The sequence below is a fragment of the Bradyrhizobium sp. YCK136 genome, from assembly GCF_044570075.1.
Taxonomy (GTDB): Bacteria; Pseudomonadota; Alphaproteobacteria; order Rhizobiales; family Xanthobacteraceae; genus Bradyrhizobium; species Bradyrhizobium diazoefficiens.
On sequence record NZ_CP172424.1, the window covers coordinates 3926556 to 3942732 of the forward strand.

The 16177-nt window shown below is 57.1% G+C and carries 8 protein-coding genes and 1 pseudogene; 7 read left to right on the top strand and 2 right to left on the bottom strand.

All coding sequences use genetic code 11. The features are described 5' to 3' along the window. The first annotated feature begins 35 nt into the window (after window positions 1-35). A complete protein-coding gene (locus ACFLEY_RS18730) occupies window positions 36-4970 on the top strand; it encodes a hypothetical protein (protein WP_396604710.1) in 4935 nt (1644 codons plus the stop codon). 10 nt (window positions 4971-4980) lie between these two features. Then, complete coding sequence (locus ACFLEY_RS18735; protein WP_211434481.1) at window positions 4981-6279, top strand: 5'-methylthioadenosine/S-adenosylhomocysteine nucleosidase; 1299 nt, start codon at window positions 4981-4983, stop codon at window positions 6277-6279. On the opposite strand, the gene ACFLEY_RS18740 is transcribed toward ACFLEY_RS18735, so the two are convergent. Further along, the gene (locus ACFLEY_RS18740; RefSeq protein ID WP_038952271.1) at window positions 6280-7548 is read right to left on the bottom strand and encodes an IS256 family transposase; all 1269 of its coding nucleotides are present in this window, start codon (window positions 7546-7548) and stop codon (window positions 6280-6282) included. It abuts the gene before it with no gap. A 139-nt stretch (window positions 7549-7687) separates the two neighbouring features. On the opposite strand from ACFLEY_RS18740, the gene ACFLEY_RS18745 reads away from it, so the two are divergent. Next, complete coding sequence (locus ACFLEY_RS18745) at window positions 7688-8353, top strand: hypothetical protein (RefSeq protein WP_211434485.1); 666 nt, start codon at window positions 7688-7690, stop codon at window positions 8351-8353. A gap of 583 nt (window positions 8354-8936) precedes the next feature. On the opposite strand, the pseudogene ACFLEY_RS18750 reads toward ACFLEY_RS18745, so the two are convergent. Next, window positions 8937-9026 (bottom strand): annotated as a pseudogene (locus ACFLEY_RS18750) (50S ribosomal protein L7/L12); the annotation flags it as partial. Window positions 9027-9133: 107 nt separating this feature from the next. On the opposite strand from ACFLEY_RS18750, the gene ACFLEY_RS18755 reads away from it, so the two are divergent. From ACFLEY_RS18755 to ACFLEY_RS18770, 4 genes are all read left to right on the top strand, one after another. Next, window positions 9134-9958 (top strand): DUF2971 domain-containing protein, encoded by an 825-nt coding sequence (locus ACFLEY_RS18755; RefSeq protein WP_211434486.1) that lies wholly within the window; start codon window positions 9134-9136, stop codon window positions 9956-9958. 480 nt (window positions 9959-10438) lie between these two features. Continuing rightward, window positions 10439-13630, top strand: coding sequence for a hypothetical protein (locus ACFLEY_RS18760; protein ID WP_396604711.1), 3192 nt, complete (start codon window positions 10439-10441; stop codon window positions 13628-13630). 37 nt (window positions 13631-13667) lie between these two features. Then, window positions 13668-14797 (top strand): IS3-like element ISRj2 family transposase gene (locus tag ACFLEY_RS18765; RefSeq protein ID WP_085967151.1). Its coding sequence is split into 2 segments (ribosomal slippage): window positions 13668-13920 and window positions 13920-14797, totalling 1131 coding nucleotides; the frame shifts between segments, so codons are not numbered across the junction. Between the two features lie 282 nt (window positions 14798-15079). Continuing rightward, window positions 15080-16144, top strand: coding sequence for an IS630-like element ISRj1 family transposase (locus ACFLEY_RS18770; RefSeq protein ID WP_026192128.1), 1065 nt, complete (start codon window positions 15080-15082; stop codon window positions 16142-16144). The last annotated feature ends 33 nt before the right edge of the window (window positions 16145-16177 follow it).

Below are 16177 nucleotides of genomic sequence, written 5' to 3' on the forward strand. Positions count from 1 at the left end.
TACTAGTTACCGGCACAACGCTTGACGAGCTTCGCTTGCAGCTCGCTAAACTTCTTTTGGAAGCTAACGCTCGTTTTAAGAAGGAAGGACTACGTACAGTTATCGTCGTCGATGGCCTCGATCACGTTCCCCGGGAAGAGCGCCCCGAACGCTCTCTATTGAACGAGCTGCCTCTACCCATCAGCCTGCCGACAGGTGTTCTGTTTGTTCTCGGCACTCAAAAGCTCGATCTTGAGGGGATGCCACCTGACGTTAAGAGCCAAGCATCCAGACCCGACCGGTTGATCACGGTTGAAGCGCTAAGCCGCGAAGCAGTGTTCCGCCTTGTGAAAGTATCCGGGCTAAGCGAGGATTCGGATGCCGACGCCATTTTCGAGCGCTCACTCGGTCATCCGTTGTCGGCGCGGTACTTGATCGAGGGGGCTCGAAACGCTCTCACGGAAGAGGAGCGCAGCAACTGGCTCAAAAGCGGGCCCGAATATGGCGGCGACGTCGAGAATTTCTATCGCAGCGCGTGGCGCGATCTTGAAGGAAACGAACATTCTCGTGAAGTGTTAGCGCTTCTCGCGCTTGTGGAGGGCAAAATACGTGTCGCATCGTTGGATGGGCTTGTCGACTCTCGTTCGGTTGACAAGGCGTGGGATGCAGCCAAGCACCTATTGCTCCGCACTCCCGATGACGAATGGAGGATATTCCACAACAGCTTTCGACTGTTCCTGCGCGAGGCGACTTCGCAGCGACATGATAAGCCGGCCCCAGCCTTAAGAAAAGAACGATATCAAAAGCTCGCCGCGATGGCGCGGGCGGCAGCAGCAGGAGATGAACAGCGCTGGATGGAATTGCGCTATGCGGCGCGCGCGGAAGATCATCAGGCGGTAGTCGCGCTCTGCGAGCCGCTTCGCTTCCGACAGCAGTTCATCGAAGGTCGCGCGCCGCGCGCGATCTCTGACGATATCCGACTCGCGTTCGTCGCGGTGGCTTTTGCGAAATCCGCAAAGCGGCTCGTCGAGTTAATATTGGCCCGACATGAACTCGAAATGCGGGCTGACGCGCTGGGTGTTGACCGGCTAATCGACGCATACATCGCTGTTGATGACCTTGATCGAGCGATAGGGCTTGTCGAAGCAGACGGTGCTCGTCTGTCGGTGGGCAAGGCCTACGACGTCGTTGAGGCATTGCTTGATCAAGGCCGTCCCGACGATGCGCGGCGCATGTTTGAGAATCATGAACCTCTAACCAAGTTACTTGGCTCGGAATCGATTGATGGTTTCTCCGACAACCGCGAGCTTTCAGAATGGGCCGAACGGGTTGCGTTATTTCGCTCACCGTCAGAAATTCTTACGTCCATCGACCGACTACGCCAGCGCTCCGAAAGGCTGCATGACGAATTTGATATCGCAAATTTGCGAGCTAAGCTCCTGTTTATAGTCGCCCGCTGGGTCCTTGAGAGAGATTCATCTCTTGAGGCTGAGCCAATTCGTGACCTTTATCGAGTTGCCGCAGAGTACCAGGCCCTTTTGAGATTTGTGGCCGCCCGCTCCGCAGACGCGGACGATGTCGAAGACGTGGCGAAACGCCGCTTCACCGAATTGTTGGACCAAAATGAGCAGCTGCCGCCTGACGCGCGTCTCGGCGCAGCTGCGATTTGTCTTAAGCGCCAATGGCTCGATCTTGCAGCAGCGTTTTTTGACCCTATTGGACTGCCGAAACTCCAGGGAGATTACTCTGGCAAAGACAATTTCGATTACGACTGTCGAGAGGTTTTTCGATATGCAGCGGTGGCCTCTGCCCTCGGGATTACAACAAAACCCGCGAACGTGGGGGACTCGGACCTTGTCAAGGGTCTCCAATCACGGCTGGAGCGGCTAGGTTGGTACAACGGGCAAGATTACGTACGGAATAAAAGTATGGCGGGTGATGCCATTGCCGAAATCAAGACGTTTGTAACGTTTTTAGGGAAGGCAAGTTCGGCTGGCAGCGAATACGATCACTCGCGCTGGCGTATCAATGGCGGATTGGCGGCAGCAGCTAACGCGATCGTCGAGACGGCTGCGCATTTTGGTAACGAAACGCTGACTCAAGTAGCTGACTACATAGATGGAGTCTTAAACTCCGAAAAAGATAATCTGCAGCTGCCAAGATTCCGCCGTGCCTTTGCAGTCGCGACTTATAAGTTTCAGAAAGACCGCAATGCTGCGTTGTCTAGGATCACCTGGAGAAGATCCGTCGGCAGCGAGAGATCACCTGGTGACTATTTCGCCGCAATCGCAAAAGAAGCAATAGGGTTTGCGCAGCTTGGTGAGCCTGAGCGCGCCAAAAAGCTATTGGCCGGCATTCACGAGCAAGGCCTTGGTTATGCACTGCCGGCCAAGAAGGATCCGCAGTATATGTTGTGGCGCGACGTTTTCGAAAGAGCGTGTCGCGAGGACAGCACAGGAATTCCCAACCGGGTAGCCGTGATGGCACGGCTAGTTGCTGGAATGTCCGAGACGGAGGGAGACAACGCGGCGGGACGAATTGCTAACTCCATCGTCAAGTGGGCGGCTGTCGGTGGCGTGTCGCTGGCTAACGCAACGGTTGATCAAATAGAAAATGCCGGGTTGGCATCATGGTCAAGCATCGTCGAGAGCATTGCTCGTGGCGTCGTTGAGCGGGACGCACAGCTTGCCACGTGCGCTGCGGTGATTTTTGCGCGGTTGGCGCTGCCATTTGCATCGGAACACGGCCACGAAATGCTGGCCGATCTTGTCGAGATAGCTCCGGATGAGCAAGTCGGTGGTATTATGACGCTAGGTTTGAGCGCGGCTGCGGTCGATGGTCATCTGGGTTATCGCTCGACAATCATGGAGAACATCACGAAAAAAGCGGCGGTGCGTGGACGAACGATCGAAACGGATATTGCAGTTCGGTGGCAAGACGATCCAGAGGTCGTCAAGCACGGCCCGACGAATGATGACAAGCTTCGTAATGTGCGATCACTTGAAGAGTTGGACGAGAGATTGAAGGATGGAACATCTTACTCAAGCTGGGACATCAGCTCGGCCTTTGAGCGCGCGGCAGAGGGACGGTCATTCGAAGAGATTGAACCGTTGTTGGCGCAGCATCCCATTTTGCGCGACGACGAAAGGATTGTGGTCCATGCCGCCACGGCGGCTGCGAAACATGGAAGGCCTGATGTGGCTGCGGAGCTGATAGAGCCTATCAAGGGCAAGACGGCGACGGAGGGCTCTTGGGGAAGTTGGCAAAGCGGGGCCAAAGCGAGGCTTCGAGGCGTCGAGGTTGCACTTCATGGCGACGCCGCTCGTAAGGAAAATTTCGCGGAGCTTTGTCTTGATCTGAGCCTGGGACGGGAATGGTTAGCCTCGCTCTTGCCTGACCTACCTGATGTCCTCGACCTAACTATCCCAAGAGTCACAGATGCAGAGTTATGGGAAATTTTGGCGCAGCTACTCAGAGAGTTTCGCGAATATAAGTCGGGCCCTGATATTCAGTGTGTTGCAGATACCGAAGAACCGGGGACTCTCCTTGGAGATCTTTTCAAGCGCGCTTTCGAACTCAAAATCGGGATTTTGGAGAGTCAGGCGCGGATCGGGCTGCGCGAGCTAGCAGCTATAGAAGCCGGAGCGCCGATCACGGTGAAAGTAGTGCACGCTTTGTGGGGCAAAGGGGGAGACGGTGAACTTCAGGCGACGCGCATAGCTTGGGAGTGTCGGGACGTGGAGGCGATCCGTGATGCAATCGCACCGCAGCTTCAAGGATGGTCGACCAGTCGCGACTTGGCAGTCCAACGTTCTGTCGCAGCTCTAGCGGACTATTGGCAGGTCCAGGTAGAGCGGGCGCAACGAGAGTTGCCCGCCTTTTACTCGATTGAGCTTCCGCCAGACGATGGCGCCGATGATTACGAGCAGCCCATCGGCTTTTCTCCGTACGACGAGGGCCTTTGGACTGATGACCCTTATAGCTGGACTTGGGGCCTCAAATTCCCGCTCGATCTTCTTTCCGACTGCTCGCCTTTTGCCAAAGGCGTGCTTCGCCGTCGTACGGCCATTCTCATGGCTCAAATGGGTGGAGGAGCAGCATTCGGACCCGAGGTCGCGAAGAAGCTCAAGCAACGTTATTCAAGGCTTGATCTGCGATTGAAGTATCACCGGCCGATGGCAATGGCTGCGTTTTTGGCCGTGCGTCAGACTGCGGGAGAAATAGCCCTGGCCGATCAACTCGACCTCTCCAAGTCGTTTTATTTTCTGCATGAGACCGGGGCATTTAACTTATCTACTGACACGGTCATTCCTGAAAGCCGCGCGGCGGGCTTCCATAGGCTGGCCATCCCGGGCTTTTTCACACGTTCGGCTCCCAAGGAAGAGTGGGCAAACCAGTCGAACGATCAAGATACGTTGCGCGATCACATGCGAGGATGGATCTGCGTAGCCTCGATCTCTCGCTTCGAGCGCCGCCGTTTTGCCGACAGGTTGGGAGGGGATCGGCTCACCGTGCCATCGCCTGCCGGCGAGCCGTGTGAAGACTTGCAACAAGCGTGGGACAAGATCCCCCGGGTTGAAGTCCTGGGATCGCTTTATCCTCTCTACAAGGGTGCAGCGCCTGGTGGCGTTGTCAGGATCGACGAGGGAATGGCCGGGTCCGTGCCACGTTGGGGCCTGACTTTCTGTCCGCACGCAGCGAAATCAATAGGGTTCGAATCTCGCAGGACCGAGCCCTTTATCTATCGGGATTCATCCGGTGAAGTGGCCTTGCGAACTGTCTGGTGGCGCGAAGGCGGCTTTCGCGTCGACGATGTTGATGACGCCATTCGCGGCCATGGCTCCGCACTACTCGTTCGGCCACAGTTCATAGAACGAATTAAACGCATAGCCGGAGACACGCTACGCATCTCCGCTTGGCGGGTTTCGGAGGAACGTACGTCGATGACAGCTTGCAGCGCGCACCATCGTATAAGCCCTATTGAGGAATGATGTTTAGGTCATGATGAAAACCATCGCCTGCTGGCAAGCACAAGATGTGCTGTCGGTCTTTGAAAAGATGAATACCCGGCCCGGGGGCTCCCTGCCGATTCTCACCCTATGGCACAGCCTTGGAAAGGGGGATGTGGTCTCTGTGGGAGTGAATTGGCTGGTATCGGCCGGTTTTGTCGAGATGAACACGAGCAAAACGGTCGTGATCTTAACGGAGGCCGGGTTCGCGAAGATCACAGGCAACGAATCCAATATTGAATCAGCGTCCCTCGCAGCCGCAACAAATCCGCGGCGCGCGGTAATCCTCGTTGCATTAGAGGTGGAGACGCGCGCTGTGCTTCGGCATCTTCCAGGCTGGAACGACGATGTGGTTCGAGACACCGTTTTTTATCGCGGCCGATTTGAGAACTGGGACGTGGCTGTCGCGGAAGTCGGCGCGGGCAACTATCCGGCCGCGGTGATCGCCGAACGAGCGATTGCTCATTACAAGCCGGAGGTAGCTCTGTTTGTCGGCGTAGCTGGAGGGGTCAAAGATGTCCACCTCGGTGACATCGTTATCGGCACTAAAGTTTATGGATACGAAACCGGAAAAGAAACGACGCAGGGCTTTAAGACAAGACCTAACAGCTTAGTGGCCGGTCACGCACTGGAGCAACGAGGACGCGTTCTGCGCCAGAAGTCTGACTGGAAGGCCCGGCTCAACCCGCTACTTACTAGTAGCGAAAAGCGGATTCACCTGGGGCCGATCGCGGCTGGGGAGAAGGTTATCGCATCTACCCAAGGGCAAGTTGCGCAATTCCTGCGTGAACACTACGGTGATACTTTAGCGGTCGAGATGGAAGGCCGCGGGTTCTTGGAGGGGGTGCACGTCAATGCTTCCGTGCAGGGTTGCGTGATCCGTGGGATCTCGGACCTGCTCAAAAGCAAAAGTAGCTCCGATGCGAAGGGCTGGCAGGAAATCGCGGCCGATGCGGCGAGCGCAGTAGCCTTCGAAATCCTGGCAACCTTAAAGCCCGAAGATAGAAAGATGCCGGCCGATAACGGCGGATCGTCATCTGAGCCCCGTGGAGTACCATTCGCTGACTTTCGTGTATGGGCCGCTGAGGCTGGCTGGTGCATGGACGCCCAAGCTGCTCCGATGGGGGATAATGATTTATGGAGTTTCACCAAACGATTGCGCCAAGCGGCGGTCGATGGCGATATCCAATTTGCCGGCAAGCGTTATCTTTCCGACTACGGAAAGGAGCTTGACGCAGAGCCGCTCACAAGAATCCCCGAGCTATGGCTGATTTTGGGTGACGCGGCCTGATCAGGCGGCGTGGCTTTCAGTGTTCGGAATGACTTCGATTCCGTCGATGAACTTTACACCGGCGATGACTTTCGGCAACTGGTTCGTGCTCTTCAATCGCCGCCAGGTCTTCGATGCGGCGTCGATGAGCTTGAACACCATCAGCTTCGCAGTTTGTTGCGACAGCGATCCCTTGGTCCGCACCGTTCGGTGGCGCACCGTGGCGAAGACGCTCTCGATCGGGTTCGAGCTGCGTAGGTGGATCCAGTGCTCAGCAGGGAAGTCGAAGAAGGCGAGCAGCGCATGGCGATCCTTGATCAGGCACTCCACCGCACGTCCGTATTTGACGTGGTATTTCTCGACGAAGACGTCGATCGCGGTTTCAGCTTCGGCCCGGTGTGGGGCCAGATAGATGTTCCGCAGGTCGTTCTTCATGGGGCCCTGCACGGATTTGGCGACCTTGTCGAGTACGTTGCTCACTTTATGGCACCAGCATCGTTGGTGCCGCGTGCCGGGAAAGGCCTCGTCCAGTGCCTTCCAGAAGCCGAGGGCGCCGTCGCCGATGGCGAGTTGCGGGGCAATCCGTAACCCGCGTTGCCGCAGGTCGATCAGGAGTTCGCGCCAGCTCTGCGCGCTCTCGCGCACGCCGACCTGGAAGCCGATCAGCTCCTTCTTGCCTTCCGGCGTGGTGCCAATCAGCACCAGCATGCATTCGCTGTGATCTTCCATGCGGGCCTGCAGGTACACGCCATCGGCCCAGATGTAGACATAGCGACGCGCCGACAGATCGCGTCTCTGCCAGCGTTCGTACTCGACCTGCCAATCGGCCTTCAGGCCGGCGATCACCGAAGGCGACAGGTTCGGCGCATCCTTGCCGAGCAGCGCCGAGAGCGCCTCCTGGAAGTCGCCGGTCGAGATGCCGCGCAAATAGAGGACCGGGATCAAGGCATCCAGGCTCTTCGTCCGCCGCGCCCATAGCGGCAGGATTGCCGAACTGAAGCGGAGGCGGTCGCCTGGCCCGCTCGCTCCGCGGTCGCGGACCTTGGGACGAGCGACCTCCACCGGACCGATGCCGGTCGCAATCTCGCGCACCGGACCGTGCCCATGTCGGACCAGGCGCGCTCGACCGTCGGGCAGCGTCAGATTGGCCGTGCTGGCCAGAAACGCGCCAACCTCGATCTCGATCGCCCTGGCAAGCAGGTCCCGCGCGCCGGCTCGAACGATATCGGTCAGTGGATCATCAACCGCGGACGGCTGACGGAAAGCAAGAACATTGGTAGTCTCGGTCATGGCGTATCGCTCTCCTCGAGAGGTTCTGGCAGGCTCGTCACCCGCCTCGATACGCCGCCTTCCTCACACCGTCATCACCCAGATTCCGCCATAGCTCAGAATCCCCAGCCAGCATTTCGAAGAATTCGGCTTCGATGTTGTGCAGCTTGCGCAGGCGGAGAACTACGACATCTTTACCTATAGGCCTGACGAACCGCAGCGCGGGTTACGCGGACGGATTTTTCGCGATCTTCATCTGGACGCGATGCAGGCGAAAGCCTGGCTTGGGAACGCAGGCAAGGCGCCGCCATCGGCCGGTCTCTCCGTTAGACTAGACACTGTTAACGCGCGCATTGACGACTATACCCCCATTTGCTCGCTGTCGGTTCGGAACATCAGCGCGAGCGATCTTAGTGGCTGTCTCGTCCAAATAGTCGAACTCAGCGGCACTGCACCAGTTGGCATGCCAATGCCTTTCGTGCCTAGGACTGACCGTCAAATTCGTGCCGGCACAAGTGACAGGTTTCATCTATCAGCTGGACAAGAGGCTATTGTGCCGCTTGTATTTCGGGGACCGGTCCGAGCGAATGAATGGTTCTTCATTGACGAGAGCGGAAAGAAGCATTTCCTTCCTGCAAACCCCACCAAGATCATCGTGCGCATATTCGGCGGCGCGGGGCCCGCCGCTGCCCTTGTTTCTATTGACCTGGATGCCGGCTGGAATGTCTTTCCGAGCGTGAAAACCGTTGCCTCCGACCATACTCTCGAAGCGGAGCGCGCCATCGTACCCTATGTTGGCCCTGCCGCTGACATACCGAATCCCTAGGCTCAGCCGAGGTCAGCTAGACTGTGGGGTCGTAATCAAGCGGCACCTCGCCACGGCTATGGGTCCCAATCCACAAATCCTGTTCTGGCTTCGGCTTTTTGAGACCGTACTGTTCGAGAAAGCCATCCGGCGTATCTTGCAATCCGCAAAAGGCCGTTACCCGGTGATTGCCATCCAAAATGCTCAGCCCGTCGGGGAGCCTCACGGCAATCGGCGGCATTTCGAATTCGCGGTTTTTTAGCAAAAAATCTGAGGCCTTTTTGAACCGCGCCGCAGTCACCTCGTCGAGGGTCTTGGACACCTTCTTTTGCAACATGTCCACGGCAATGGCCTGCGTTCCCCGGCAGAGATCTGCCAAACCGCAGTCTACCTTCTCGCGCTTCCAGGTAACTTCGCGCCACCATGAAAGCGGCCTGTAACCGAGAATGGCCGCCCAAGCATGGTCGCCGAGCGGCTCCGGCGGCGGCCAACCTGTATCGCCAGCGCTGCGGTTGGCGAGGTAAAACAGCCACAATTCAATGACTTCATCCGGCCAGAATGGAAGATCCTTCTTAATGTCGGCCAGCGACACCTTCGGCGGCTTCCACTTCTCTTCTAGAAGCCGTGCGAGTTCAGCGGATTCGAGCACCGTGAGGTTCGAAAGGTCGTTGACGAGTTTCAACACATCAGCCATGGGGCGATCCTGGTCGCTTCAGTGACAGGCCGGTCTCGAACGAAAGGCCAGTATGGCGAGCTGACGGCGAAATTGGTAGCTTGGTTTGATGAACGCGAGGCCCGTCGATGCGAACCGTCACAGCGGCAATGAACCGAATACAGTTTCTCTACAACTATCAGCGCTTTGACGCTGGTCGTCTGGAGCGCTTGCTGGCGACGAACAGTCTCTATCTGTCCGACACGAAGGGATTCAACGATCCTTGGGACTGCCGGCCTTGCTACGATCTAACCCGACTGGACGATCCCGCGTTCTACGAACGACAGGTGCAGTTTTTCGAGCACGTTGACAGGAAGCGTAATACCCACTTGTCTGATGCAGAGCATCGGGAAAGAGCTGATCGACTGCGGAAAGACCGGGCATTCCTTGAATACTGCATCTATCAGATGTCCGGCATGGAATCTGAAATCCAGAAACTGTACCGGGTTTACTGCCTTACAACAAAGCCAGCCGACACGCTGATGTGGTCGCACTATGCGCAGAATCACACCGGCATTTGTCTGGAGTTCGGATGTGCGAATGATGTGCTGAGCAGCGCCCTGAAGGTTGTCTACTGCGAGACCTATCCGCCTCTCGACCTTGCGGATAACGATGCTCAAACCATCTTATTGCCCCTCATCGCCAAGGCGAAGGCTTGGGAGTATGAAGACGAATATCGGCTAATTGCGCAAGAAGAGGCTGAAGCACTCAGCCGTGAAAGCCTAATTACGAAAAGCAATCTCCTTTTGTTGCCAGACGGCGCTTTGACGTCGATCATCATCGGATGCGTTGCGTCCGACGCAGCGTGTGGCGCTGTTCGTGATATCGTTCGACGTTCCGGTCGAAAGATTGGCTTGAAGCAGGCCGAGCGCGTGCCAAATCACTACAGCCTGACGATTAAAGACGTAACTTAACTGTGGTACCCGCAGGAGTGTCAACATAGCGCAGACGAAGAGCGGCGGGGCGCGGGACCGAGTGCAGTCGCGAGACCGGTCAAGAAGGCACCCGGGCGACCGACAGTGATAGCGACGCCGCAGAGCGGCGGGCCCTTCGCAGGAGTGCCTCCGGCGAGCGACACCTTATATATGCGCGAGTATCGAAGCCGAATGGCCGAGACGCGAATGCGGCTCGGTTTGCGGGAGCTGTCCCTTCGGGGCGCGTCCGCTCAATCCTTCATTCTAGTGTCGAATTGCCGTCACAACTGTACCTGCGGTAAGTTAAACGCCAACGTTGTGTGGCGACTCAAGGACCGCCCGGAGGGATAAACAGGATGTCTCGTGACTATACGATCGGTTGATTTTCAAAGAATACGATCTTTCGGGGGCTCTCAGAATCACGCATTTGAAGAGCTGTGTACGCAGCTTGCATCACTGGAGCCTCGTGCGCCCGGTGACGTGTTCTACCGGAAAGGTGTGGGCGCGGATGCGGGGGTTGAATGCTTCCTGCGTCACCAGGACCGCAGCGAATCAGGTTGGCAAGTAAAATACTTCTTTCAGCTTGATGCGGGTCAGATCGCGCAGCTCAATGAATCGATCGAAACCGCCCTAAAAAAGCACCCAAAGCTTACCCGCTATATCGTCTGCATTCCATTTGACCTGCTCGATCAACGGGTCGGCAAAGCGCAAACCCAACTTCAGCGTTGGGATGCTTGGGTTAAGAAGTGGAAGGCTGCTGCTGCAAAAAGCAAGAGAAAGCTTATCATTGAGCTTTGGAGCAAGAGCGCGCTCGTCGAACGGCTTGGGGGCGATGATCCGTTGTATTCGGGACGCGCAGCATTCTGGTTCGATGAAATCATGTTGGCATCGAAGTGGTTTGAAGAACGCTTCGCCATCGCGCGCGCAAGTCTAGGGCAGCGCTATACGCCAGAAACGAACGTGGAGCTGCCGATCCGACGGGCTATTCTGGGCTTCTGCCGCGATCCGTCCCTTCTTGATGAGGTCGAACGCTGGGGAGAGGCTCTGGCGGAGCGGCGCCATCAGGTTATCAGCCATTTGGGTGATGTGGCGTCGGCAACGGACTGGTCCCCTTATCAATCTCCGCTCGAAGAAGCCCTCTCAGGCCTCGAGGCACTTCTAGCTGCTACGCCAAGTGACCCAGACTATACGTTTCCAGTTGAGGAGCTACGTGCGCTGGCCGACAAGGCCGCCGTTGCGACGGCGCATCTGATGCGAGCCATTTGGTCCTTTAAGACCGAGGATGACAAAATTCGAGAGCGGAAGCGTCATCTCAGCCATTATGTTGGTCAGCTCGATAGTGCTCTTTCAAATATCTACGATGCTCTTGCGAGCGAACGGTGGCGTGTGGTTAACGCCCGCCGTGTGCTCGTGACCGGCGTGGCCGGCGTCGGAAAATCCCACCTGTTCGGCGACGCAGTAGACCATCAAGCACGTCAGAGCCGGCCTGCCATTCTGGTGCTTGGCGGCTCACTGGTCGATGGCGATCTCTGGTCGCAGATCGTCCAGCAACTTGGGTCGACGATTGCACCTAGCGTCTTTCTAGGGGCGCTTGATGCGGCGGCTCAGGCGGCCGGCACACGAGCAGTGATTTTCATCGATGCGATTAACGAGCGGCATGGAATTGCCATCTGGTCTGAGCGGCTTGCAGGATTCCTCAAGACAATCGAACCATATCCGCGTGTCGCTGTGGCGCTGTCATGCCGCACGACCTATCTGCCGTATATTCTTCGCGATGATACCGAAAAGGATCTGCCGCAGCTTGAACATGTCGGGTTTGCAGGGCGCGCGGCGGAGGCGGCGCGAATCTACTTGGACCGACGCGGCATTGTGCGCATGGCCGCCCCCAATCTAATTCCTGAATTCGAGAACCCCCTTTTTCTGAAGACGTGTTGCGACTATCTCGAAAAGGAAGGTATTCGCGAATTGCCACGGGGGTTGCGTGGGGTAACCGAGATATTCGGCTTTTATACCGAAGCCGTCGCCAAACAGGTTGAACTGCGCTTGGGGTTGGATCGCAAGCTGCGTATCGTCTCCCGCGCACTTGAGGCTTTAGCCAACGCGTTCGATCACGGCGAGCGGGGATATCTTGAATACGAGAAAGCCGCTGAGCTCCTGAACAAAATTCATCCTTCGAATAGTAGTTTCGAGCGCAGTTTGCTGACACAGCTCGTGAATGAAGGGGTTCTTGCCGATGAGCCGGTACAAGGCGAAAGCGATGAGCCTTTGCATGTCGTTCGGTTCTCGTTTGAGAGATACAGCGATCATCGAATTGCCAAGCAACTTCTGGATCTGCATCTAGATGCAGCGAATCCAAAGGATTCGTTTCTTCCATCAACGGCGCTGCACGGTTACATCATGGCAGACAATGCCTATGAACGTGCCGGCGTCATTGAGGCGATGGCCATTCAGTTGCCGGAACGTTGCGGGGTCGAGCTGCCAGACGCGCTGCCATCCAACGCGCCAAATTGGTATATGGTTCTCGACGCCTTTCGCGATAGCACTCTATGGCGAGATCAAAAGGTATTCACGCAGCGAACGCTTGATATTTTGAGTACATCGTCCCGTGTACATGGACGCGACGATCTGCTTCGCACGCTCATTTCGGTATCGACTGAGCCTCAAAACAGATTCAATGCCCTTTATTTTCATGAGCGACTTCTAGCTCTTGCGATGCCGGAGCGAGATGAGAACTGGTCGATATTTGTTGCGGAAGATGGGGGCGATGAAGACGGCGATAGCCCGATTGAAACACTGATCACCTGGACTCTCCAAAATGGATTTGACGAAGTAGAAGAAGACCGTGCGGAACTCGCGGCGGTCATGCTGAGCTGGTTCTGTTCCACGAGCCATCGCGTGATACGCGACCGGGCCACCAAGGCGCTCGCTGCCTTGCTCGCAAGGCGATTAGACATTGCCGCTCGACTCCTTTTGCGATTTGAGGGCGTAGACGATCATTATGTTCTCGAAAGGATTGTCGCGGCGGCGTATGGAGCCGCGTTGCAAGGGGTGGCAGCGAGCGGATTGAGCGAACTATCCCAAGCGGCTTTCGATGTGGCGTTCAACCGGGATGAGCCTATTCCACATGTGCTGATCCGAGATTCGGCTCGTGGCATTATCGAGCTTGCCAAAACACGAGACGTTCTATCACCGAAAGTCGAGTTGATACGGGCGCGGCCACCGTATCGCAGTGCTTGGCCAATCGAGGATGTCTCTCAAGAGACGGTCGAGGAATACAAACAGGACTATCCCGGAGGGCATCGCTTTACGGATGACATTGTAAGCTCAGCCGTGACCGATGGGGATTTTGCTCGATATATCATCGACCCGGCAGTCCGGAAGTTCAGCAATCTACCTATCGCATGGATTGGTCGAACCGAGGAAGAGGTGTTTCAGTCGTGGGTCGCCGACGTGACAACTGCCAATCCCGGAGCTTTTGCCCATTTGCAAGAAGTGATTGCTGCCTGCAACAAGTGGCGTGCCAAGCAAGACAAGCGCAGCCCGATGGAAATTGCGATTAAGTTTGTAGAGGCCGGTGAGGTTGATGAGGATCAGAGAAGCGAGTTTGAAAAGGCTGTCGATAGAGCTGGCCCCGCAAATTCGGACAGTAGCTTGAGTGGATTTTCTGCCTGACAGCGGCGAGGATTCTTGCTGCGAATCAGGAGCGAAGATGACGAAGAAGAGCCGCCGGACGCATTCTCCGGCATTCAAGGCGAAGGTTGCTTTGGCTGCGGTCAAAGGCGACAAGACACTGGCGGAGCTGGCGCAACTGTTTGATGTTCATCCGAACCAGATCACGATCTGGAAAAACCAGCTCCTGGAAGGCGCCGCCGGCGTGTTTGGGCATGACAAGACATCGGCCGAGACGCCGGTCGATTTGAAGGCGTTACATGCCAAGATCGGCGAGCTGGCGTTGGAAAACGATTTTTTGTCCGGCGCGCTCACCAAGGCGGGCCTGCTGAGCGCAAAGCGATGATCGACCGCGATCATGATCTTTCTATCGTGCGCCAGGCGAAGGTCCTGAAGCTGGCTCGCAGCACGGTCTACTATGAACCTCGGCCAGTTTCGGCCGAGGACCTTGCCTTGATGCGTCGGCTCGATGAGCTGCATCTCGATTATCCCTTCGCGGGAGCGCGTATGCTGCGATCGTTGCTGCGGCGGGAGGGCGTATACGCCGGTCGCCGCCACATCGCGACGCTGATGAAGCGCATGCGGATCGAGGCGGTCTATCGTCGCCCGAACACGAGCAAGCCGGCTCCGGGTCACAAGATCTACCCGTACCTGTTGCGCGGATTGAAGATCGAGCGGCCCGACCATGCGTGGGCAATGGACATCACCTACATTCCGATGCGGCGTGGCTTCGTCTATCTCGCGGCGGTCGTCGATGTGTTCAGCCGACGGGTCCTGGCCCATCGCGTCTCGATCACAATGGAGGCGGCCTTCTGCGTCGAAGCGGTCCAGGAGGCGTTGGCGAAGCACGGCAGGCCCGAGATTTTCAACACGGATCAGGGCAGCCAGTTCACCAGCCTCGAGTTCACCGATGTGCTGCTGGACGCGAAGATCGCCATCAGCATGGACGGCAAGGGCGCCTGGCGCGACAACGTGTTTGTCGAGCGGCTCTGGCGCACGGTCAAATACGAAGAAGTTTATCTCCGCGCCTACGACAGCGTGTCCGAGGCGCGAGCGTCAATTGCCAAGTATCTGGCCTTCTACAATCAGGGACGCCCTCACTCGAGCCTTGACGGGCGCACGCCCGACGAGGCTTACTTCGGCACGCAAGCTATGGTGATGGCCGCATGACCGTCGCCGACGGTTTTGTCGTCGCTCTGGTCGGGCTACGCCCTCCCGACGCAACGACAAAACCGTAAAGCCCCGCGTTCAGCATAACCCGGCAGGAATCCACTTAAATCCAGCGGGGCGCTGTCCAAACAACCGGGGCCAGCTCTGATGAAGCCGAAGATCGCCTGAAGTCCGCGCTGGGTTCAGAAAGATGGGAGGATTATTGCAATCAGGGCCGACACTATGTGCGGCGTGGCCTACTACCCACTTTTCTTGGAACGTGAGTCGTGATTCAAGGTCGGGATGATACCCGAAGCAAGAGAAGTCCACCTTTCGAGGAAAGATCGCAAGGTGCTTGAGGCGTGCTGTCGCTCACCGGTGACGTTGCAGCGCGATTTGAAGCGGGCGCGGATAGTTCTGTTGGCGGCGGATGGGCGCAGCACCCGGTCGATCGCCAAGGAAGTTGGGGTCCAGCCGCGGATTGTCAGCCTTTGGCGGCATCGCTATGCCGACCATGGCCTTGAAGGGCTGCAAGACAAGCCGCGGCCTGGCAAGCAGCCGATCTATACGAAGACGACCGACAAGCGGATTCTGAAGCTGCTGGATAAGCCGCCACCGCAAGGGTTTGCGCGCTGGACCGGCCCCCTGCTGGCCGAGGCGCTGGGCGATGTCGATGTCCAATATGTCTGGCGGTTCCTGCGCAGCCACAAGATTGACCTGGTGGCTCGCAAGTCCTGGTGCGAGAGCAACGACCCGAACTTTACGGCCAAAGCCGCCGATGTTGTCGGCCTCTATGTCGCGCCGCCGGCGAAGGCCATTGTGCTGTGCGTGGACGAGAAGCCCTCGATCCAGGCTTTGGAGCGAGCGCAGGGTTATCTGAAGTTGCCCAATGGCCGCGCCTTGACCGGCCAAAGCCACGATTACAAGCGGCATGGCACCACAACATTGTTTGCGGCGCTCGAAGTCGCCACCGGAAAGATCATCGCGACCCATTCAAAACGCCGGCGCCGCGTCGAGTTTCTCGATTTCATGAACAGCGTCACCGCGGCTTTTCCGAACCGCAAGCTTCACGTCATCCTCGACAACCTCAACACCCATAAAAAGAACGAGGACTGGCTCAAGGCCCACCCCAACGTGCAATTTCATTTCACGCCGACAAGTGCGTCATGGCTCAATCAGGTCGAAGTATGGTTTTCCATCTTGCAGGGGCAGTCGCTCAGCGGCACCTCCTTCACGAGCCTCAAGCAGCTTCAGGAACACATCGATGCCTACGTCAACGCATACAACGACAGAGCCGAGCCCTTCGTCTGGACCAAGAAAAAGGTCCGTCAACGCCGTTTCAAAGGCCGCCGTATCACTCAGCTCTGATTCCGGGTACTACATTGGGCCCGCCGGACGTAT

Bases quoted from the DNA above. Each gene is read 5' to 3' on its own strand.
- ACFLEY_RS18755 (WP_211434486.1), top strand. From the start codon at position 9,134: ATGCGAACCGTCACAGCGGCAATGAACCGAATACAGTTTCTCTACAAC.
- ACFLEY_RS18735 (WP_211434481.1), top strand. From the start codon at position 4,981: ATGATGAAAACCATCGCCTGCTGGCAAGCACAAGATGTGCTGTCGGTC.
- ACFLEY_RS18740 (WP_038952271.1), bottom strand. From the start codon at position 7,548: ATGACCGAGACTACCAATGTTCTTGCTTTCCGTCAGCCGTCCGCGGTT.
- ACFLEY_RS18770 (WP_026192128.1), top strand. From the start codon at position 15,080: ATGATACCCGAAGCAAGAGAAGTCCACCTTTCGAGGAAAGATCGCAAG.